This is a genomic window from Actinomadura graeca (genome assembly GCF_019175365.1).
Classification (GTDB): domain Bacteria; phylum Actinomycetota; class Actinomycetes; order Streptosporangiales; family Streptosporangiaceae; genus Spirillospora; species Spirillospora graeca.
Window position 1 is genome coordinate 4,638,202 of the sequence record NZ_CP059572.1, and the last position, 19,775, is coordinate 4,657,976.

Annotated in this window: 16 protein-coding genes and 1 tRNA gene; 2 read left to right on the forward strand and 15 right to left on the reverse strand. The window is 69.5% G+C overall.

From position 1 onward, the window contains the following. The first annotated feature begins 57 nt into the window (after positions 1-57). The gene (locus AGRA3207_RS20555; RefSeq protein ID WP_231328674.1) at positions 58-1,854 is read left to right on the forward strand and encodes a M64 family metallopeptidase; all 1,797 of its coding nucleotides are present in this window, start codon (positions 58-60) and stop codon (positions 1,852-1,854) included. On the opposite strand, the gene AGRA3207_RS39855 is transcribed toward AGRA3207_RS20555, so the two are convergent. The 9 genes from AGRA3207_RS39855 to AGRA3207_RS20600 all read right to left on the reverse strand — a co-directional run bounded on the left by AGRA3207_RS39855 (position 1,841) and on the right by AGRA3207_RS20600 (position 9,122). After that, positions 1,841-3,124 (reverse strand): EamA family transporter, encoded by a 1,284-nt coding sequence (locus tag AGRA3207_RS39855; protein WP_273699432.1) that lies wholly within the window; start codon positions 3,122-3,124, stop codon positions 1,841-1,843. The genes AGRA3207_RS20555 and AGRA3207_RS39855 overlap by 14 nt on opposite strands. A 74-nt stretch (positions 3,125-3,198) precedes the next feature. Then, a complete protein-coding gene (locus AGRA3207_RS20565) occupies positions 3,199-4,110 on the reverse strand; it encodes an AraC family transcriptional regulator (RefSeq protein ID WP_231328675.1) in 912 nt (303 codons plus the stop codon). Beyond that, positions 4,067-4,300 carry a hypothetical protein gene (locus AGRA3207_RS20570; RefSeq protein WP_231328676.1) on the reverse strand — a complete coding sequence of 78 codons (234 nt, stop codon included), beginning with the start codon at positions 4,298-4,300 and terminating at the stop codon, positions 4,067-4,069. The genes AGRA3207_RS20565 and AGRA3207_RS20570 overlap by 44 nt, the downstream gene beginning before the upstream one ends. 767 nt (positions 4,301-5,067) lie before the next feature. After that, a complete protein-coding gene (locus AGRA3207_RS20575; RefSeq protein WP_231328677.1) occupies positions 5,068-5,640 on the reverse strand; it encodes a TetR/AcrR family transcriptional regulator in 573 nt (190 codons plus the stop codon). A gap of 80 nt (positions 5,641-5,720) precedes the next feature. After that, on the reverse strand, positions 5,721-6,308 hold the full coding sequence (locus tag AGRA3207_RS20580) for a short chain dehydrogenase (RefSeq protein ID WP_231328678.1): 588 nt from the start codon (positions 6,306-6,308) through the stop codon (positions 5,721-5,723). Between the two features lie 16 nt (positions 6,309-6,324). Further along, positions 6,325-6,867 (reverse strand): NAD(P)H-dependent oxidoreductase, encoded by a 543-nt coding sequence (locus AGRA3207_RS20585; RefSeq protein WP_231328679.1) that lies wholly within the window; start codon positions 6,865-6,867, stop codon positions 6,325-6,327. A gap of 104 nt (positions 6,868-6,971) precedes the next feature. Then, positions 6,972-7,679, reverse strand: coding sequence for a bleomycin resistance protein (locus AGRA3207_RS20590; protein ID WP_231328680.1), 708 nt, complete (start codon positions 7,677-7,679; stop codon positions 6,972-6,974). A gap of 822 nt (positions 7,680-8,501) precedes the next feature. Next, positions 8,502-8,578 (reverse strand) — tRNA-Ile (locus AGRA3207_RS20595). Between the two features lie 154 nt (positions 8,579-8,732). Beyond that, a complete protein-coding gene (locus AGRA3207_RS20600) occupies positions 8,733-9,122 on the reverse strand; it encodes a DUF3566 domain-containing protein (RefSeq protein WP_231328681.1) in 390 nt (129 codons plus the stop codon). Positions 9,123-9,150: 28 nt separating this feature from the next. On the opposite strand from AGRA3207_RS20600, the gene AGRA3207_RS20605 reads away from it, so the two are divergent. Then, entirely contained in the window at positions 9,151-10,197 is a 1,047-nt protein-coding gene (locus AGRA3207_RS20605) for a hypothetical protein (protein ID WP_231328682.1), read from the forward strand. 14 nt (positions 10,198-10,211) lie between these two features. Here the strand turns inward: AGRA3207_RS20605 and gyrA are convergent, their stop codons facing one another. The 6 genes from gyrA to dnaN all read right to left on the reverse strand — a co-directional run bounded on the left by gyrA (position 10,212) and on the right by dnaN (position 19,584). Beyond that, the gene (gyrA, locus tag AGRA3207_RS20610) at positions 10,212-12,728 is read right to left on the reverse strand and encodes a DNA gyrase subunit A (RefSeq protein WP_273699433.1); all 2,517 of its coding nucleotides are present in this window, start codon (positions 12,726-12,728) and stop codon (positions 10,212-10,214) included. 123 nt (positions 12,729-12,851) lie between these two features. Then, positions 12,852-14,780: a DNA topoisomerase (ATP-hydrolyzing) subunit B gene (gene gyrB, locus AGRA3207_RS20615; RefSeq protein ID WP_273700061.1), complete on the reverse strand. Its 1,929-nt coding sequence runs from the start codon at positions 14,778-14,780 to the stop codon at positions 12,852-12,854. Positions 14,781-15,379: 599 nt separating this feature from the next. Further along, positions 15,380-15,826 carry a DciA family protein gene (locus AGRA3207_RS20620; protein ID WP_231328684.1) on the reverse strand — a complete coding sequence of 149 codons (447 nt, stop codon included), beginning with the start codon at positions 15,824-15,826 and terminating at the stop codon, positions 15,380-15,382. 276 nt (positions 15,827-16,102) lie between these two features. Continuing rightward, the gene (gene recF / locus AGRA3207_RS20625) at positions 16,103-17,245 is read right to left on the reverse strand and encodes a DNA replication/repair protein RecF (protein ID WP_231328685.1); all 1,143 of its coding nucleotides are present in this window, start codon (positions 17,243-17,245) and stop codon (positions 16,103-16,105) included. 154 nt (positions 17,246-17,399) lie between these two features. Further along, entirely contained in the window at positions 17,400-18,320 is a 921-nt protein-coding gene (gene gnd, locus AGRA3207_RS20630) for a phosphogluconate dehydrogenase (NAD(+)-dependent, decarboxylating) (RefSeq protein ID WP_231328686.1), read from the reverse strand. 121 nt (positions 18,321-18,441) lie between these two features. After that, entirely contained in the window at positions 18,442-19,584 is a 1,143-nt protein-coding gene (gene dnaN / locus AGRA3207_RS20635) for a DNA polymerase III subunit beta (protein ID WP_231328687.1), read from the reverse strand. Between the last annotated feature and the right edge of the window lie 191 nt (positions 19,585-19,775).

A 19,775-nucleotide genomic window follows, 5' to 3' on the forward strand; every position in this document is an offset into this window, starting at 1 on the left:
GCGCCGTCCCCCCAGGCCGACCCCGCCCGCCTTGTGTGCTCCCAAGGAGGTCCGTACATGGTGAGAGGTAAGGCAGGCGCGATCGGGGTGGTGGCCGCGGCCGTCCTGCCCCTGGCGGCGGCGCCTGCGCAGGCGGACGTGAGGGTGGTGCCGGCGGACGCGAAGGTGGTGCCGATCCAGGTCACCGGCGACCCGTCCAAGCGCTTCAACCTGGTGATCATGGGTGACGGCTATACGGCGGCGGACATGCCGAAGTTCCGCGCCCACCTGGCCGAGCATTTGAACGACCTGTGGACGATCGAGCCGTTCAAGTCGTACCGCAGCTACGTCAATGTGTACGCGGTCGAGATCCCCTCGCAGGAGTCGGGGGTGAGCTGCGACCCGCAACTGTCCTCGCCGCGCCGCAAGACCCCGCTGAGCATGGCGTTCTGGAGCGGCTGCCGGCAGGACGGCGTCCAGCGCCTCCTCGTCATGGACGCCGGCGCGGCCAAGACCTACGCGGACCTCGTGCCTGGCTCGACCACCGGAAACCGGCAGATCCTCGCCCTGGCCAACAGCGACACCTACGGCGGTGCAGGCGGCGAATACGCGACGGCCTCGGGCGGGAACGCATTGTCGGCGCTCATCGCCCCGCACGAGCTCGGCCACTCGCTCGGTGGGTTGGACGACGAATACGACTACTACCAACGTGGCGTGCCTGGCGGGACCTACACGGGAACGGAGCCCGGGTCCATCCACCACACGCTGCTCACCGAGCAGGCAATGAAGGCGCAGAAGAAGAAGTGGTGGCGCTGGCTAGGCGAACGCAGTGAATCGGGCGGGACGATCGGCCGCTACGAGGGCGGGCTCTACTTCAGCAAGGGCGTGTGGAGGCCCAGCCAGCACTCCATGATGAAGACCCTCGGCTACTACTTCGACCAGGTCTCACGCGAGCGGATGACCGAGCGCATCTCCGCCAAGGTCAACCTCGTCCAGGCGCACACGCCCACGGACCAGCCGGTGGGCGCCGACCGTGTCCTCTGGCTGGAGACGCTCCATCCGACCGGGCACCAGCTGTCCATCACATGGACGGTCGACGGGAAGTCCGTGGAAGGGGGTGCCAACCTGGATCTGTCACAGCTGCACCTGACGAAGGGCACGCACAAGGTCACGGCCACGGTCACCGACCCCACCGACTTCGTCCGCGACCCAGCCATCCAGTCGTCCGCCGCACTCACCCAAGCACGCACCTGGACCGTGGACACCGGCATCGAGACACCACCGGCGGACGTGCCCGCCGACTTCTCGTCCTCCACGCCGGTCGACCAGCCGGTGGGCGGCCGGAGCGTCGTCTACGCCGAGACGACACATCCGACCAAGTCCATCCCGGCGATCGAGTGGGAACTCGACGGGGACCGCGTGCGCGGGAGCGAACGCGACATCGACCTGCGGCGCCTCGACCTGTCCGACGGCACGCATCAACTCGTCGCGCGGATCGGTCCCAAGAGCCGCACGTGGACGGTCGACGCCCACCGCCCGACCGTGAAATACGAACTCTCCAAGGCCGCGCGAGCGCGCGCGGGCCGCACCCCCGAGTACGAGTTCGACGGCCCGTTCACCATGCGGCTGACCGGCGCGGACGACCGTCCGGGCGTGGTCGTCTCAGAGTTCCGCGTGGACGGCGACGGCTGGTTCAACTACTTCGGCTGGCCGACCGACTCGGCCGCTCCCTGGCGCTTCAGCGACACCGGCACCATGATCGACAGCCTCACCTACGGCAGGATCGGCAAGGGACGGCACACGGTGGAATACCGCGCGATCGACCCGGCGGGCAACATCGGAGAGGCAGGCACGTTCATCGTCACCCTTCGCTGATCACATCCCGGCGGGCCGCCGACCCCGCACCCGGAACCGGCGGCCCGTCCACACTCTCGGAAACCCCCGCAGACTCGGCAGGGTCGGCGGCAGGCTCGCCCGAGACAGCCGCAGGCGCGAGCGGGACGGACAGGGTTTCAAGCGGGACGGCCGCGGGTTCGAGCGGGACGGCCGCGGGTTCGAGCGGAATGGCCGCGGACTCGGCCGCGGCGGCTGCGGACTCGGCAGGCACTACCGCGGACTCGGCAAGGACGGCCGCAGATTCGACCGAGACCACCGCAGGCTCGGCCAAAACCGCCGCGGACTCGGCCAGAACCGCCGCAGGCTCGGCCGGAACCGCCGCGGACTCGGTCGGAACCGCCGCGGACTCGGTCGGAACCGCCGCGGACTCGGTCGGAACCGCCGCGGGTTCGGCTGGGGCGCGGCGGGCGGTGGCCAGGACGGAGCCGCAGAGGATCAGGGCGAACGAGGCGATGATCGTCGAGGTGAGCGGCTCGTCCAGGAAGAGGACTCCGGCGGCGACCGCGACCGCCGGGTTCACGTAGGTGAAGACCATGGCCCTCGAAGTGCCGACCTCCCGGATGAGCTCGAAGAACACCAGGAACGCCAGCGCCGTGCACACGACCCCGAGGCCGGCCAGCGCGGCGAGGACGCGCCCGCTCGGCAGTTCGTCCGGCCACGTCGCGGCCGCGGGGACGACGTAGAGGAGCGCCGCCAGGGCGAGCGACGACGCGGCGAGGTGCAGGCTCGGCAGGTCCTGGAGCCGCCGGGTCGCGATGAGCGGTGCCGTCGCGTACCCGAGCGCGACCAGCATGACCTCGCCGAGCGCCCACGTGTCGCCGCCGCCGAGATGCGGCCCGGCGAGGACACCGACGCCGCCCAGCCCGATCAGCAAACCCGCCCAGCGGATCGGGCCGAGGCGTTCGGCGTCCCCGGTGAGCCTCGCGAGCAGCACCCCGATGATGGGGACGGCGGCGATCAGCAGTCCGGTCATGGAGCTGGTCAACCGGTGCTCGGCGTCCGACAGCAGCGCCCAGGGCCCGAGGATCTCCAGCGCCGCGAACGCCAGGAGCGGGCGCCAGTGCCGGCGAATGGCGTCCAGCCCTCCGGCGCGCACCGCCAGGGGCAGCAGCAGGACGGCGCCGAGCGCGGTCCGCGCGAAGACGAGCACGGGTACCGAGACGCCCTCGACCGCCACCTTGATCATGAGATAGGGGATGCCCCACAGCACGCTCATCAGCGCGAACAGCACCCAGCCGCGGCGACTCACCACGTCCTCCGTTCGTCCTCTCCGCCCCTGCCCGGCGGATGGGCCCCGGCCATGACACCGGGCGGGGTACCGGTTCAGGGTGCGGGGCTGCGGTTCCCCCTGTCTTGAACGCTGTTGCGGTACGCGCCCGGCGTGACGCCGAGGACACGCCGGAACCAGCGGGTGAGATGCGCCTGGTCCGCGAACCCGACGAGGGTCGCCGCCTCCGCGGGCCGGTGCCCGATGTCCAGGAGCGCCCGCGCGCGCGTCACCCGGTGCTGCGCGAGCCACGCGTACGGCGGCATCCCCATGGCACCGCGGAACGCGCGCAGCAACTGGTAGCGGGACAGTTCGAGGTCGGCCGCCATCTCGGCGAGCGTCGGCGGGGCGGCGAGTTCGTCGGCGAGGCGCGTCGCGACCGTACGGGCGATCCGCCCGGCTTCTGGACGGGCGCCGCCCGCGGGCCGCGGACCCGTGACGGCATGCCGCCGGACGAGTGTGCCGAGGACTCCGAGCAGGCGGTTCTCGCCCTCCAAAGGATCTTCGCGGAGGCGCAGGGCGCGATGGGCCAGCCGGAGGGCCGCGCCCAAACCCGGATCGTCGATGACCGGGTGACGGAAGTGTGCCGGGACAGGTGTCTCCGCCGATCCCGTGGCTCCGTCCAGAAGTTCGACTCGCGGATACAGCGCCACGTAGGCATAGCCGTCCGGGCCTGCCGGGCCGCCGGTGTGCGTTTCCCCGGGCTCGATCACGACGACACTGCCCGCGTTCGAGTACAGCCTCTCGCCGCGGTACCGCATCGTCTCCAGCCCGTCGACGCACACTCCGATGGCGAACTCGTCGTGCGTGTGCGGCGCGTAGTGCTGCCGTCCGAAACGGGCGCTCAGCAGGTCGAGCGAAGCCCCCTGGATCCCGTCGACACGCGTCCAGACGGCCCGGTCCCGGGCCCGCGCGGCGGGACGGTCAGGCCGAGAAGATGTGCCGGAGCCGCCACTGGTCCGCGTCACGGCCGAGCTCCGCGACGGCCACACCCTCGGCGCCCGTGACGCGGACCCGGTAGACCCGGCCGTCCTGGGGCGACCCGTAGGTCTTGAGTACCTCGTCGACGGCGTAGCGCGCCCCACGCCATTCGTACGCGGTGAGACGTCCGGCCGGGTCCTGCTCGGCCAGGACGGGCTCGTTCAGAAGGTGCCCCATAAGTCCGCGAGCCTAGCACGCATTCGAACTGGTGTTCGCAGGTCGGGGGTGGTCCGCCACCTCGCCGGACGCCACACGTCCGGCCACGGCGTGCCTCAGGACCGGCCCATCGTATGCGCGCAAGGCCGTGCCTTCCGGGCGTGGCGCGGCGCCGATCGGGCCCGGTGTCACGGCGGGGACGAGTCGCACTGAACGGGATCATGTCCAGATCAACCGGGAACATCGCCCTCCCCATCCCGCACTCGGGGCCTTCCGGCCACTTGTCCACAGGCTGGGGGCAACGTCGCCCACATCCTCCCGCCCCCGTCAGCAGGCAAGAGAACTGACAGTCCACAAGGAAATCCCCAGGCACGGGGGTTGTGGACCGCCTCAGGCCGTGGTGCCCTCAAGCTTTCACACCACGGAGCCGATGCGATCGCCATCCACAACCTGTGGATAACTTCGGTGCACAGCCTGGTGATCACGCCCGGATTCGCCGTCCACCATTCTTCCCCAGACACGCGCCGTCACCGAGCAGACTTATCCACGCGGTGGAAAAGCTTCTGAGCTGCGGAGATGAGCCCTTCCGCAGGCGCTTGTACACACTCCGCTCACACCCTGTGGGCAGTGGGCCTCCACAACCCGGCCTCGACGGTGGATAGCTGTGCCCACCGGAAATCCCCAGTGTGTCCCCAGAAGCACTGCCTGTGAACAGTCGAAGCTGCGGACCACGACCGGGCTCCGACACCACGCTGGCGGCGCCCGACGAGCCTGGCCTGCCGACGACGTCAGAGGCAGCGGTCCACGATGGCGCGGGCCGCCTCGCGGGAGGCCGGGACGATGTCCGGCACCGACTCCACGGCCGCTGCGGACATCACACCGTCGAGCAAGACGGTCAGCTGGCGCGCCAGAAGCGCCGGGTCCGCGGCACCGGCGCCGGCGGCCAGTTCGCGGACCCAGGCACGCACGGCCCGCTTGTGCGCGACCGTGGCCTCGTGGACGGGCGTGCCTGGCAGCGACTCGCCCGCCGTGTTGATGAACGCGCATCCCCGGTACCGGCCCTGGTCGTCGCTCGCCGCCTCGACCGCGTCGAACAGGCCCACCAGTTGCTCGCGCGGGTCGTCGCCCGCGGCCGCCGCCGCGTCGCGCAGCATCGCCCGCCACTTCTCGTCGGCATCCCTCAGGAAGGCCAGGACCAAGTCGTCCTTAGACTTGAAGTGCGCATAGAGGGTCGCCTTGGCCACGCCCGAATCCGCGATGATGCGGTCGATGCCGACGCCGCGGACACCGTGGGCGTAGAAGAGCGCGGTCGCGCTCCGCATGATCCGATCCCGGGCCGGCTCGCGCGTCTTGATGGACATCGGACGGCTCCTCCCACTGCCGCCATCGTACAGACAGACCGGTCGGTCTGGTCAGGTGCCGATGCACCGTCCGTGGACCCTCAGCCGCGCAGCGGACGGAAGGTCCGTCCCTGTGCGTCGCCCTCGACCGCCTCGGCGTAGGCGAGCGCGACATCGGCGGCGGGCGTCCCGGTGGCGGCATCGCGTCCAAGGGCCTCCAGCGTCTCGGCCACCCAGCCGGGTCCGACGGCGTTCACCCGCATACCGCGCGGCATCTCGTCCGCCGCGGCCCGCACGAAAGCCTCCAGGCCCGCATTGGCCAGTGCGCCGAACGAGGCACCGGGCGTGGGACGGTCGATGACACCGCTGGTCAGCGTGACCGAGCCGCCGTCCCGGACATGGTCCACTGCCCGCCGCAGGAGATGCACCTGGCCGAAGAGCTTGCCCCGAAGGCCGGCGATGACATCGGCGTCCGAGTCCAGAGGGGTGAGCGCCACACTCGCCGCGCAGCACACGACCGCGTCGATGTCGTGGACGGTCTCGAACAGCGCGTCGATCGATGCCGGGTCCTCCAGGTCGGCACGCACCGGTCCCCGCCTGGAGACCCGGACGACCTCGTGCCGTTTCTCCAGCAGGCGCACCACCGCGGCGCCGATGGTGCCGGTCGCACCGATCACGACGATTCGCATCACAGCCCTCCCCGGCTCAGGCCGCAGCCCTGATACCCGTGCCGGTGAGCAGGCGGCGATAGTGCCGTACCTGCTCGGCCAGTTCTTCATCGCCGATGGACGCGGCGCCATGCACGACGAACGGCGGCTCGTAGTCCATGCCGGTGAGGTTCGCCGTCGCGTCCCAAGGCAGCAGCAGATCGGTCACGGGGAAGCGGTTGAGGCCGTCCGGCCGGTAGAGCGCCGCGCCGCCCCCCACCGTGGTGACGAGTCCGAGCCGCTTGCCGCGCAGCGCCTCGCCGCCCGGCCCGTAAGCCCAGCCGCGCTCGAAGACCTCGTCCAGCCACTTCTTCAGCAGCGGCGGGACCGAGTACCAGTAGAAGGGGAACTGAAGGATCACCCGTTCGTGGTCCGCCAGCAGCCGCTGCTCATGCGGCACGTCGATGCGCAGATCCGGATATGCGGCGTACAGGTCGTGGACGGTGATGCAAGGCAGGTCACGGATCCCGTCCGCCAGCGCGGCGTTGACCCGTGACGCGCCAAAGTCGGGATGGGCCAGGACGACCAGTGTCCGCGTCATGCCACTACCTCCAGAGATCCAAGCAGACAGACAGGTCTGTCTATCGTTGACCCGACACTAGACAGACAAGTCTGTCTAGTCAAGGAGGGTGGAAGCACCCGCCGCTACGGAGACGGCCGAGCGAGCGCGGCGGCCAGATCGTCCAGGCGACGGAGTTCGTCTTTCACGTCGTTCCCGTCAGGAGGGGCCACAGCGCGGGCCTCGGCGACCAGATCGTGCGCAAGCGTCCAATCTTCGAGGTGGACGGCCATGTCAGCACGCATAACGAGAGCCTTCACCCGGTCGGACGCCGTCAGGGGCTCATCGGAGGCGAGCAGGTGATCGAGAACCCTCGCGGCCGCGCGGTGGTCCTCCTTCGAGTCGGCCAGGAGCGACGCCGTATGAAGGCTCCTCGCGACCTTTCCCTTAGGGGCAGGCAGCTCGCCGCCCTCGATCGGCTGGCCGATGCGGAGCTGGATGCCGTCAGGATCCGTGATGAGGAACTGCCGCACCCCGTAAGGCATGTCCTTCAGAACGTTCATCCTCGGCAGACCCCGCGTCGGCACCCGTCCCAGAACGCCCTTGAGGCCGCTGCGGAACGACTCGTAGAGCGCCTCGACATCAGTGGTCATGACGTAACACATATGCATGGACGTGGACGGATCGTGCTTCTTCCACCCAAAGAACTGAAGCTCGATGTCCCCCCGGCGGACGGAGAGGTAGGGATTGGGCCTGGTCTGCCTGCCCGTCTGCTCGAAGCCGAGCGCCCGGTAGAACTCCCAGGTCCCGTCGATCGAGCGGCAAGGGAAGATCGGAATCATCGTCTCAGCCATGCGGGCACCGTAAGACGACTCGGATTATGTAGTCAAGCTTGACTAGATACCCCTCGGCGCCGCCGGGCCGGTAAGCCTGCGACGGCCACCCGTCTGCGAACGTTCGCCGCCGCTGTCCACAGACTGTGGATAACGGAAGTACCGGCGGCGCCCTGTGCGATCGGCGGGACTTCGCCACCGACGCCAACCATGCCACAAGGCGGGATCGCTGCGGCGGCTAGCCCGAACGCCGCAGATCGTCCGGGCGGAGGCTCCCGATGCCCCCGAACGCGACTCGGAACCCGAGTTCGCCAAGCCATCGAACAAGGGCCGACCCGGCACGGGCACCGCGCTCAGCGAGGAGGCCCACCCGTCCAGAGCCTGTGGATAACTCTCGTCCCCAGGTGTGGGCGGAGGAAGCCCCGCCGTCGTCCACCGGTGAGCTCCTGTGCGTTCTCCTGGGAGAACACACATCAGCGCTGGTCAGAAAGACATGTCCGAAGCCCGACTTCCACAATCCACAGCCTGTGGACAAAGTACTTCACACCCCTGGGGAAAGGTGCGTCCCCATCTTTTCCGCAGGACGATCCCCAGGATGGCCGCTTCCCGCAGAGTCATCCACAGCCCACACCGAGAAGGAGCGCCCCCGCGACCAGGCAGGACACCGCAATCGAGTACAGGTGCATCAAGCCCACCAAGGTCCGCACACAAGGAGACGAACCATGATCAGTCGTTCAAGGTGGGAAAACGGCGACGACCTCGCCGTCGAGTCGCGCCCATGCCGACCCGCTGGAGGGGCCATGAGCAAAGCCCCCGCCGACACCGGCGAGGGCTTTTCGAGGTTGGTGGGCCTAGGTGGACTTGAACCACCGGCCTCATCCTTATCAGGGATGCGCTCTAACCGACTGAGCTATAGGCCCGGGTTGCCGTCGCCGTGGCGACGCAACGAGAGATTACCCCATACGGCGCGGCAACCGGAAATCGATTAGGGCCGTCGTGGCAAGGCGTCCCCGGCGTGGATCCACTGGTCAGCACTACCGGCCTGGGGCCGCCGCCGAGGCGCCGCGCAGGACGCTACTCGGCCTCCTTGAGGGTCACCTCGACGCCGCCGACGAGATCGGCCGCGAGGTTGTAGATGACGGAGCCGACCGTCGAGAGGGCGGTGATGAGCAGCACGTTCAGCGCGCCTACCAGGACCGTGTAGCCGAAGACGCGGAAGAACGAGAACCAGCTGCCGGCGTCGACGCCGCCCGTGGTCTCCCCCTGCTGCTTGGTGAGGCTGTTGATCGTGTCGCTGATCGCGTCGAACACGCCGAGCCCCGCCAGGATCATGTACAGGACGGTGACGGCGACCAGCAGGACGACGAAGCAGACCACCGACATCACGAAGCTGAACTTCATCACCGACCACGGCTCGAGCCGCGCCAGCTGGAGCTGGGCCTTGCGCGCCGGTTTAGTGTTCACTGCCGGTTTGTCGCCGGTCGTGCTGACCGTGGTCGTCGCCGGGACGGGGCGGTCCTTGAGAACGGTCCCGGCGAACCCGGAGACAGGGGACTTCCTCGGCTTCGAGTTGCCCGAGGCGGGCGACGCCGACGTGTCGCGTCGGCCGAACGGCCTGCTCCGCTTCTCGGTGCGGTCCCTGGACACCGAGCCCGACGGCTCGGAGGGCCTCGCCCAGCCCGCGGGGCCCCGGGAGGGGACCGGGGTGCCCTTGGACGGCGTCGAGGAGCTCGAGGAGGGACCAGAGGAGCCGGACGAAGCCGGAATGCCGGACGATCCCGGAGAACTCGACGAACCGGCAGAGGTCGGCGAGGAGCCGGACGTTCGCGACGATCCCGACGACCCCGGAGAGCCCGGAGAGCCCGGAGTCGGACTGGCGGAACCGGACGTGCTCGGCGTTCCCGAGCCCCGCGTCGGCGAGTCACCGGGTGCCGAGGAACTCGAAGCAGCCGACGCAGACGCCGGGCTCGACACCGGCGCGCTGGGCGCGGCCGACGGGCTCACCGGCGCTATCGACCCGACGGGATCCGCGGAACCTACCGAGCCCGCGGAACCTCCCGAGCCCGTGGAGCCCGTGGAGCCCGTGGAGCCCGTGGAGCCCGTGGAGTTCTCCGCACCTCCCGCGCTTCGCGGCGAACTCGACGAACCGGACGAGTTCGAGGAGCCCGCCGCTCCCGGCGAAGAAGCCGAGGAAGGCGAAGAAGGCGAAGAAGGCGACGTGCCTGCCGAACCTGACATACCCGGTGACGCTTTCGGGTCCGAGGGGGGCTCGGCGGTGTCCTCGACCGGAGCGATCTCGGGCGTGTCGGAGTCCTTCCCGGTCTCGTCCCCGACCTTGGCGAGGTCGGACCTGGTCTCGTCCGCGGAGGTGATCTCGACGGTCGCCTCGTCCCGGCCGGGCTTGGCGGAAGCGGCGGCGACGGTCTTGCCCGGCCTTCCGCCGGACCGCCCGGCGGGACCCTTCCGGCCCGCGCCGGACCCGCCTTTGCTCTTGCCGGGCTCCGTGCTCACGTGTCCTCCTGGCCTACCGGCTCGGTGATGAGGCCGGGCGCATCACTCAACGTCGCCCGCCTCGCCATCGGCTTCCGCGTCCTCCGCGTCCACCATGGACTCTACGTTCCTCGCGATGGCGACCACGCTGTCCCCATCGGCGAGGTTCATCAGGCGGACGCCCATGGTCTGCCTGCCGGACTGCTTGATCTCCGCCGCAGTGGTGCGGATGACACCCCCGTTGGACGTCATCGCGAACACCTCGTCGTCGGGACCGACCATCAGGGCCCCTACCAACCTGCCGCGAGTCTGCACGATCTTAGCGGTGAGGACCCCCTTACCCCCACGACCCTGGCGAGGGTACTGGTCGGCGGCGGTGCGCTTGGCATAGCCGCCCTCGGTGGCGATCAGGACATTCTGGGATGAATCCTGCACGACCAGCATGTTGAGAACTTCCTGGTCCTCCTCGAACCGCATGCCGATGACGCCGGACGTGGCGCGGCCCATCGGGCGGAGCGAGTCGTCGTCGGCGCGGAACCGGATGGCCTGCGCGCCGGTGGAGACCATCAGCAGGTCGTCCTCGGACGAGACGAGCCGGGCCGCGATGACCTCGTCGTCGCCGACCAGGTTGATCGCGATGATCCCGCCGGTGCGCGGCGAGTCGAAGTCGCGCAGCGCGGTCTTCTTCACCCGGCCGCGCTTGGTGGCGAGGACGAGGTAGGGCGCGACCTCGTAGTCGCGCAGGTCCATGACCTGGGCGATGTGCTCGTCCGGCTGGAAGGCGAGCAGGTTCGCGACGTGCTGCCCGCGCGAGTCGCGGGCGGCGTCCGGCAGCTCGTACGCCTTGGCACGGTACACGCGGCCCTTGTTGGTGAAGAACAGGATCCAGTGGTGCGTCGTGGTGACGAAGAACTGGTCGACGATGTCGTCCTGCTTGAGCTGCGCGCCGCGGATGCCCTTGCCGCCGCGCCGCTGCGCCCGGTACAGGTCGGTCTTGGTGCGCTTGGCGTAGCCGCCGCGGGTGATGGTGACGACGACGTCCTCTTCGGCGATAAGGTCCTCGTACGACACGTCGCCGTCGAACGGGATGATCTCGGTACGCCGGTCGTCGCCGTACTTCTCGACGATCGGGGCGAGCTCCTCGCCGACGATCCGGCGCTGCCGCTCGGGTGAGGCGAGGATGTCGTTGTAGTCGGCGATCTCCGCCATGAGCTTGTCGTACTCGTCCATGATCTGCTGCCGCTCCAGGGCGGCGAGCTTGCGCAGCTGCATGTCGAGGATGGCCTGCGCCTGGATCTCGTCGATCTCCAGCAGGCTCATCAGGCCCTGCTGCGCCTGCTGGGCGGACGGCGAGCGGCGGATGAGCGCGATGACCTCGTCGATGCGGTCCAGCGCCTTGAGCAGGGCGCGCAGGATGTGGGCGCGCTCCTCGGCCTTGCGGAGCAGGAACCGGGTGCGGCGGACGATGACGTCGATCTGGTGCGCGACCCAGTGCCGGACGAACTGGTCGATGCGCAGGGTGCGCGGCACGCCGTCGACCAGCGCGAGCATATTCGCGCCGAACGTCTCCTGGAGCTGGGTGTGCTTGTACAGGTTGTTCAGGACGACCTTGGCGACGGCGTCCCGCTTCAGGACGATCACCAGGCGCTGCCCGGTGCGCCCGGACGTCTCGTCGCGGACGTCGGCGACGCCGTCGAGCTTGCCGTCCTTGACCAGCTCGGCGATCTTGAGAGCGAGGTTGTCGGGATTGACCTGGTACGGCAGCTCGGTGACGACCAGGCAGGTGCGGCCCTGGATCTCCTCGACCTCGACCACGGCCCGCATCGTGATGGAGCCGCGGCCCGTCCGGTACGCCTCCTCGATGCCCTTGCGCCCGACGATGAGGCCGGCGGTCGGGAAGTCGGGGCCCTTGACCCGCTCGATCAGCGCCTCAAGGAGCTCGTCGTCGGACGCGCCGTAGTTCGCCAGGTACCACTGGACGCCCTCGGCGACCTCGCGCAGGTTGTGCGGCGGGATGTTGGTGGCCATGCCGACGGCGATGCCGGCCGAGCCGTTCACCAGCAGGTTCGGGTACCGCGACGGGAGGACGTCGGGCTCCTGCGAGCGGCCGTCGTAGTTGGGGGAGAAGTCGACGGTCTCCTTGTCGATGTCGCGCAGCAGCTCCATCGCCAGGGGCGCCATGCGGCACTCGGTGTACCGCATGGCAGCGGCCGGGTCGTTGCCCCGCGACCCGAAGTTCCCGTTGCCGTCCACCAGCGGGTAGCGCATCGACCAGGGCTGTGCCAGCCGGACGAGGGCGTCGTAGATGGCGGAGTCGCCGTGCGGGTGGTAGTTCCCCATGACGTCGCCGACGACGCGCGCGCATTTGAAGTAGCCGCGGTCGGGACGGTATCCGCCGTCGTACATCGCATACAGGACGCGCCGGTGCACCGGCTTGAGGCCGTCGCGGACCTCGGGCAGCGCGCGCGCGACGATGACCGACATCGCGTAGTCGAGATAGCTTTTCTGCATCTCGACCTGGATGTCGACGGGCTCGATCCGCTCGCCCGGCTGCCCACCCTCTGTGGTCACGTCCGTCACTCTCAAGACCTCTTCTGCTTGATGGGAAGGAATACGGTCGCCTGCGGGAGTCAGGTCGACGCGGCGCGGGCGCGGTGCCCGGCCCCCTGCCCGGGCGCCTCACGGCCGGCCCGGGCCAGTACCTCAGATGTCGAGGAAGCGCACGTCCTTGGCGTTGCGCTGGATGAACTCCCGGCGGGGTTCGACCTCCTCGCCCATGAGCACGCTGAACAGCTCGTCCGCCTGGGCGGCGTCGTCGAGCTGCACCTGGAGCAGGACCCGGTTGTCGGGGTCCATCGTGGTGTCCCACAGCTCGTTGGCGTTCATCTCGCCGAGGCCCTTGAAGCGCTGGACGAGGTCGCGGGGACGGGGGTCGCGCTTGCCCGCCGCGACGCCCGCCTCGATGATCGCGTCACGCTCGGCGTCGGAGTAGGCGTAGTCGGCTTCCGATCCCCGAGCGTCCCACTTGATCTTGTAGAGCGGGGGCTGGGACAGGTACACGTGCCCGGCCTCGATCAGCGGCTTCATGAACCGGAACAGCAGGGTCAGCAGCAGCGTGTTGATGTGGTGGCCGTCGACGTCGGCGTCCGACATCAGGATGATCTTGTGATAGCGGAGCCGGGCGATGTCGAACTCGTCGTGGACCCCGGTGCCGAGGGCGGTGATGATCGCCTGCACCTCGTTGTTCTTCAGGATCTTGTCGATCCTGGCCTTCTCCACGTTCAGGATCTTGCCGCGGATCGGGAGGATCGCCTGGAAGTGCGGGTCGCGGCCGCCCTTGGCCGAGCCGCCCGCCGAGTCGCCCTCGACGATGTACAGCTCCGACCGGGAGGGGTCGGTGGACTGGCAGTCCGACAGTTTGCCCGGCAGCGACGTCGACTCCAGCAGGCTCTTGCGCCGGGTCAGGTCGCGGGCCTGCCGCGCCGCCACCCGGGCCCGCGCCGCCTGCGACGCCTTGTTGATGATCTCCTTGGCCTCACCGGGGTTCTCCTCGAACCAGTCCCGCAGGTGCTCGTTGCACGCCTTCTGCACGAACGACTTGGCCTCGGTGTTGCCGAGCTTGGTCTTGGTCTGGCCCTCGAACTGCGGGTCGGCCAGCTTGATGGAGATGATCGCGGTGAGGCCCTCGCGGACGTCCTCGCCGGTGAGGTTGTCGTCCTTGTCGCGCAGGAGCCCCTTGTCACGGGCGTACCGGTTGACGATCGTGGTCAGCGCCGCGCGGAACCCCTCCTCGTGGGTGCCGCCCTCCGCCGTGTTGATCGTGTTGGCGAAGGTGTGGACGGACTCGGCGTAGGACGAGTTCCACTGCATGGCGATCTCGACCGACATGCCCTCGGTGTCGTCGCCGAAGTAGATCACCGACTCGTGGGCGGCGTCCTTGCGCGCGTTGATGTAGCGGACGAAGTCCTCGATGCCGCCCTCGTAGTGGTACTTCACTACATGCGGGGAGCCGTCTTCCTCACCGTCGCTGTGCTCGGGACGCTCGTCCTCCAGCGTGATCGACAAACCGCGGTTCAGGAACGCCATCTCCTGCATGCGCCGGGAGAGGGTCTCGAAGTTCCACTCGGTGGTCTCAAAGATGTCGGGGTCGGGCCAGAAGGTGATGCGGGTACCGGTCTCGCTGGTCTCCTCACCCTTGCGCAACTCCGTCTCGGGCCCCTGCCATGTGTACGACTGGCGCCATACGTGGCCGTCGACACGTACCTCGGCCTCCAGCCGGGTGGACAGCGCGTTCACCACCGCGGAGCCGACACCGTGCAGGCCACCGGACACGGCATAGGACTTGCCGTCGAACTTGCCGCCCGCGTGCAAGGTGGTCAGCACCAGCTCGATGGCGGGCCGCTTCTCCACAGGGTGCTCGCCCACCGGGATGCCACGGCCGTTGTCGAGCACGCTGACACCGCCGTCCGCCAGCAGCGTCACCACGATGTCGTCGGCGTAGCCGGCCAGCGCCTCGTCCACCGCGTTGTCCACGATCTCGTAGACGAGGTGGTGGAGGCCACGCTCACCGGTCGAGCCGATGTACATGCCCGGGCGCTTGCGAACCGCCTCAAGCCCTTCAAGGACAGTGATCGAACTAGCGTCGTACGCCAAAGGAGATCCTCCTGCCGGGGAAGTCGGCCGCCCCCGCGCCCGAGGGAGCGCGGTGTGCCCCGTAACACACATAAGGGCGCCCATGTGCTCTGTAGGTGTTCGGTAGAGCCCTGGGCGACCCATGGCGGCGCAGCATCCTGAACCCAGATTCATTCTACCGGGTCACGCGGCGAAAAGTGGCACTCACGGGCTCTGTGTGCGCGTGTGGCGGCTTAACGGGCCTGGACATACATCCCCCCATAGCCCCCCGGGGGTTCTCTGGCCTATGGCGCGCTCGCTGCTGAACTCGTCACCTGGTGTCCCGAACAGATGTTCCCACCGGCCACTGACATCCCGTCACACCTGGCCACAACGTTCCGGCCCGTCCGCGACGTTCCGTGCGGTGTCCTGCGACGTCTCGCGGCCGGCTTGCGGCGGGCTCGCGGCACTTCTGTGGCATCTATGCGGCACCGCTGCGGCACCTTCGGACGGCCGCGAAGCGCCCTCGGGCACGTTTGAGGCGCACTCGGGGCACGTCCGTGGTACGTCCGGGGCACGTCCGAGCGCTCGATGGGGCACCTTCCGATGGCGGACGGCGGTCAGCGGACACGCCAGGCGCCCGTGCGGCGCGGCCCAGAAGAGGGACCGGTCACCTTGACCCGGCTGACGGTGCCGTGGCCGAGTTCCTCGTTCAGGCGCCGGACGAGTGTGGACGACAGGAGCCGCAGCTGTGTCGCCCAGGTCGTGGAGTCTGCCGCGACGGTCAGCACACCCTCCTCGAAGTGCTCCGGACGGGTGTGCTCTGCCAATTCCGGGCCGACGATCCCCGCCCAGTTCCCGAACACGCCTCCGACGGCCGCCCGCTGCTCCCATCCCCGGGACGACAGGAGCTCGCGGATCGCCGCGCTGAACAGCTTGGGATCGCCGCCACGTCCCGGCTCCCTCACGCGGACGAGCTTGGTCTGCCTGCGCTTGCCCCCCTGGCCGGGGAGTGTGCCGCGCTTGAGTGCGTCGGCCTTCGCCTGGGCGAGCGCCTCGCGGGCCATCTCGATCCCCGACTTGGCCGGTGCCGCTGCCGGATCACCGGCCGGATCGCCGGGCGCGGCACCGGCTGCGGCACCGGCCGCGTCGCCTGCCGGGGCACCGGGAGTTGGGGATGCGGCCGATTCTGCCGATTCCGCCGATGCCGCGGGATCCACGGGTTCGGGGGAGTTATGCACATCCTGTGGATCGTCCGCCATGGCGTTCTCTCCTCCCAGGCTGGGACCGGCTCCGGAACAGGTCCGCTTCGCGGGCGTCGCCGCCCGGGATCGCGGTCTGGATCAAGACTGAGGCCCGGTCCGCTCGCGAACGACCTGACCGTCCGAGACGGTATACGAGCCCCCGGTCAATTCGGCCGGGACGTCCGCGGGGACGGCCGCCGTGATCAGGACCTGCTCGGCCGGCGCGACCATCTCCGCGAGGCGGCTGCGGCGGCCGGTGTCCAGCTCGGCGAACACGTCGTCCAAGATCAGGACGGGGTCGTCACCGTCCGCGCGGAGCAGGTCGAACGCGCCGAGCCGCAGCCCGAGCGCGAACGACCACGACTCGCCGTGGCTGGCGTACCCGCGGGCGGGCAGCTCCCCCAGCCGCAGGACGAGCTCGTCCCGGTGCGGGCCCACAAGGCTGACACCGCGCTCCAGCTCCTGCTTCCGGGCATCGGCCACGGCCGTGAGCATCTGCTCGGCCAGTTGTCCACGGTCTGTGGACAACTCCGTGTCCCCCAAGGAGCTCTTGTAGTAAAGGTCCACAGCGCTACTGGCAGGCGCAAGGGCCGCATACGCGCGCGCGACGAGTGGACGGATCGCGGCCACCAGGTCCAGGCGCGCGGCCAGCAACTCGGAGCCCGTCCGGGCGAGATGGGAGTCCCACACGTCCAGCGTGGCCAGCACCTCGGGGCCGGGGGAGCGCCGGTGCGCCGCCGCCGACTTCAGCAGGGCGTTGCGCTGCTTGAGGACACGGTCATAGTCGGACCGGACGCCGGCGAAGCGCGGGGCACGGGCCGTCAGCAGCTCGTCCATGAACCGCCGCCGCTCCCCCGGATCGCCCTTCACCAGCGTGAGGTCCTCGGGGGCGAACAGGACCGTCCGCAGCATCCCCAGGATCTCCCGCGGCCTGGGGACGGGGGAGCGGTTCAGCCTGGCCCGGTTCGCCTTCCCGGGGTTGATCTCAAGCTCGATCAGCGCCTTGCGGTCGTCCTTCACCACCCCGGCCCGGACGATCGCGCGCGGCGCGCCGTGCCGGACGAGGGGGGCATCGGTGGACGCCCGGTGACTGCCGTGTGCGGCGACGTAGCCGATGGCCTCGACCAGGTTCGTCTTGCCCTGCCCGTTGGGGCCCACGAACGTGGTCACCCCCGGCTCGATCGCCACCTCGGCAGTGGCGTACGAGCGGAAGTCCTGGAGGGAGAGGTGGGCGACGTGCACGAAACACGAGCGTAGGGCCTTCCGGTGCTCACCCGCCCCACACACCCCCCGCCCGCCAGCCCGCGTAGCCGGAGCCGGACGCTCCGGCGGGCAGGGGATAAGTCGTCCACGCCTGTGGATAACTCCGTCCGATCGAGGCTCGGACGGCGCCGGCTCACACAGCGGGCGGTTTCACGTCGGCGCCGGGGGAGTCGGCACCCTTCGCCTCCTCCACGGCGTGGCCGCCGAACTGGTTGCGGAGCGCCGCCACCACCCGCATCGTCGGCGAGTCGTCCTGGCGGGAGGCGAAGCGGGCGTAGAGGGACGCGGTGATCGCCGGCAGCGGGACCGCGTGGTCGACGGCGGCCTGGACGGTCCAGCGGCCCTCGCCGGAGTCGTTGGCGTAGCCGCGGATGTCGTCCAGCTCCGGATCGTTCGCCAGCGTCCGGTTCATCAGGTCCAGCAGCCAGGACCGGATGACCGTGCCCTCCTGCCAGCTGCGGAACGTCTCTGGGATGTTCGTGACGACGTCGCTGGCCTCGATCAGCTCGTACCCCTCGCCGAACGCCTGCATCATCGCGTACTCGATGCCGTTGTGGACCATCTTCACGAAGTGCCCGGCCCCGATCTTGCCGGAGTGGACGAAGCCGAACTCGCCCTCGGGCTTGAGGGTCTCGAAGACCGGCATGAGCCGCTTCACGTTGTCCTCGTCGCCGCCGACCATGAGGGCGTAGCCGTTCTCCAGCCCCCACACGCCGCCGCTGACACCGCAGTCGACGAAGCCGATGCCCTTGGCGGCCAGCTCCTCACCGTGCTTGCGGTCGTCCACATAGTGTGAATTCCCGCCGTCGACGACCAGGTCGCCTCGCTGGAGGATCTCCCCCAGCCTGTGGACGGTGTCCGCGGTCGGCTTCCCGGCGGGCACCATCACCCACACGGCGCGCGGCGGTGTCAGCCGTTCGACGAGCTCCTCGATCGAGCCGACGTCGCTGACATCGGGATCGCGGTCGTAGCCGACGACCGTGTGGCCGCCCCGGCGCAGCCGCTCGGCCATGTTGCCGCCCATCTTGCCCAGGCCGATGATCCCCAGTTCCATCGCTCACTCCCCTGCGTAGCCCGTCCGCCCGTGCGCCGGGTCCCATCTCCCGTGCGCGGGCGCCCGCGGGGGCGGCTCCCCCGCGGGGTGGTCGTCCCCTTGTATGCCCCGGAGACCGGCCTTACCCAGACAACCGCACAGGCATGATCAGATAACGGTAGTTCGGGTTCTCCCCGTCCTGCGGCGGCTTGCCGGTGAGCACGGCGGGCTTGGTCGGGGTCGTGAAGGACAGCCGGGCGACGTCCGAGCCGATCGCGGAGAGCCCGTCGAGCAGGAACCCGGGGTTGAAGGCGATGTCGATGTCGTCGCCCTCCAGCGTCGCCTCCAGCGCCTCCACGGCCTGTGCCTCGTCGCCGGTCCCGGCCTCCAGGACGACCTCGCCCTGGCTGAACGAGAGCCGCACAGGGGTGTTCCGCTCGGCGACGAGCGACACGCGCTTGACGGCCTCGATGAACGGGGCGGTCTGGATCTCGGCCAGGCCCGCGTACTCGCTCGGCAGCAGCGACCGGTACTTGACGAAGTCGCCGTCCAGCAGCCGTGAGGTCGTGCGGCGGCCGCCGCCCTCGAAGCCGATCATGCCCTCGCCGGTCCCGCCCGTCCCGGCGAGCGCGATCGACACCTCGGCGCCCGAGGTCAGCGACTTGGCGGTGTCGGCCAGCGTCTTCGCCGGGACCAGCGCGACGGCGGAGAAGTCCGGCCGCTCGGGCTTCCAGTGCAGCTCCCGGACGGCCAGCCGGTAGCGGTCGGTGGACGCGAGCGTGACGGTCTCGCCCTCGATCTCCACGCGAACGCCGGTCAGCATCGGGATGGTGTCGTCCTTGCCCGCGGCGATGGCGACCTGCGCGACGGCGGCGGCGAACTCGTCGCTGCCCACCGCGCCCGCGGCCGGCGGCATCTCCGGAAGGGTCGGGTAGTCCTCCACAGGCATGGTGAGGAGTGTGAACTTCGCGCTGCCGCAACGGAGCATCACCTTCGCCCCGTCGGTGGACACCTCCACAGGGTGGGGAGGAAGGCTGCGCGAGATCTCGGCGAGCAGGCGGCCGGACACCAGCGCGGTGCCCGCCTCCTCCACGTCGATGTCGGTGGACACCTGGGCGGAGACCTCGTAGTCGAACGCAGAGAGCTTCAGCCGGTCGCTGTGTTCTCCACCCCCGGCGACGATGTGCATGCCCGCGAGCACCGGAACCGGGGGCCGGACCGGGAGCGTACGCGCCGTCCAGGCGACGGCGTCGGCAAGGGCGTCTCTGTCGATGCGGAACTTCAAGGGGACCCGCCTCCTGCAGGTTTCGGACAAGGGTGAGGTGGAGAGATCGTGATCGGCGCACCCGGGGCACGTTGTCCCCAGGCCCTGACTTGAGATGGATCTTTTCTTGGATAGAGAAGTAGAGCAGTACTAGTCATAGGGGCCGTGGATAGTGTGGATATCACGCATCGTCGCAGGTGAGGGCGCGAATC

Bases quoted from the DNA above. Each gene is read 5' to 3' on its own strand.
- AGRA3207_RS20555 (WP_231328674.1), top strand. From the start codon at position 58: ATGGTGAGAGGTAAGGCAGGCGCGATCGGGGTGGTGGCCGCGGCCGTC.
- AGRA3207_RS20570 (WP_231328676.1), bottom strand. From the start codon at position 4,300: ATGGGGCACCTTCTGAACGAGCCCGTCCTGGCCGAGCAGGACCCGGCC.
- AGRA3207_RS20575 (WP_231328677.1), bottom strand. From the start codon at position 5,640: ATGTCCATCAAGACGCGCGAGCCGGCCCGGGATCGGATCATGCGGAGC.
- AGRA3207_RS20580 (WP_231328678.1), bottom strand. From the start codon at position 6,308: ATGCGAATCGTCGTGATCGGTGCGACCGGCACCATCGGCGCCGCGGTG.
- AGRA3207_RS20585 (WP_231328679.1), bottom strand. From the start codon at position 6,867: ATGACGCGGACACTGGTCGTCCTGGCCCATCCCGACTTTGGCGCGTCA.
- AGRA3207_RS20590 (WP_231328680.1), bottom strand. From the start codon at position 7,679: ATGGCTGAGACGATGATTCCGATCTTCCCTTGCCGCTCGATCGACGGG.
- AGRA3207_RS20620 (WP_231328684.1), bottom strand. From the start codon at position 15,826: ATGGCCCGCGAGGCGCTCGCCCAGGCGAAGGCCGACGCACTCAAGCGC.
- gnd (WP_231328686.1), bottom strand. From the start codon at position 18,320: ATGGAACTGGGGATCATCGGCCTGGGCAAGATGGGCGGCAACATGGCC.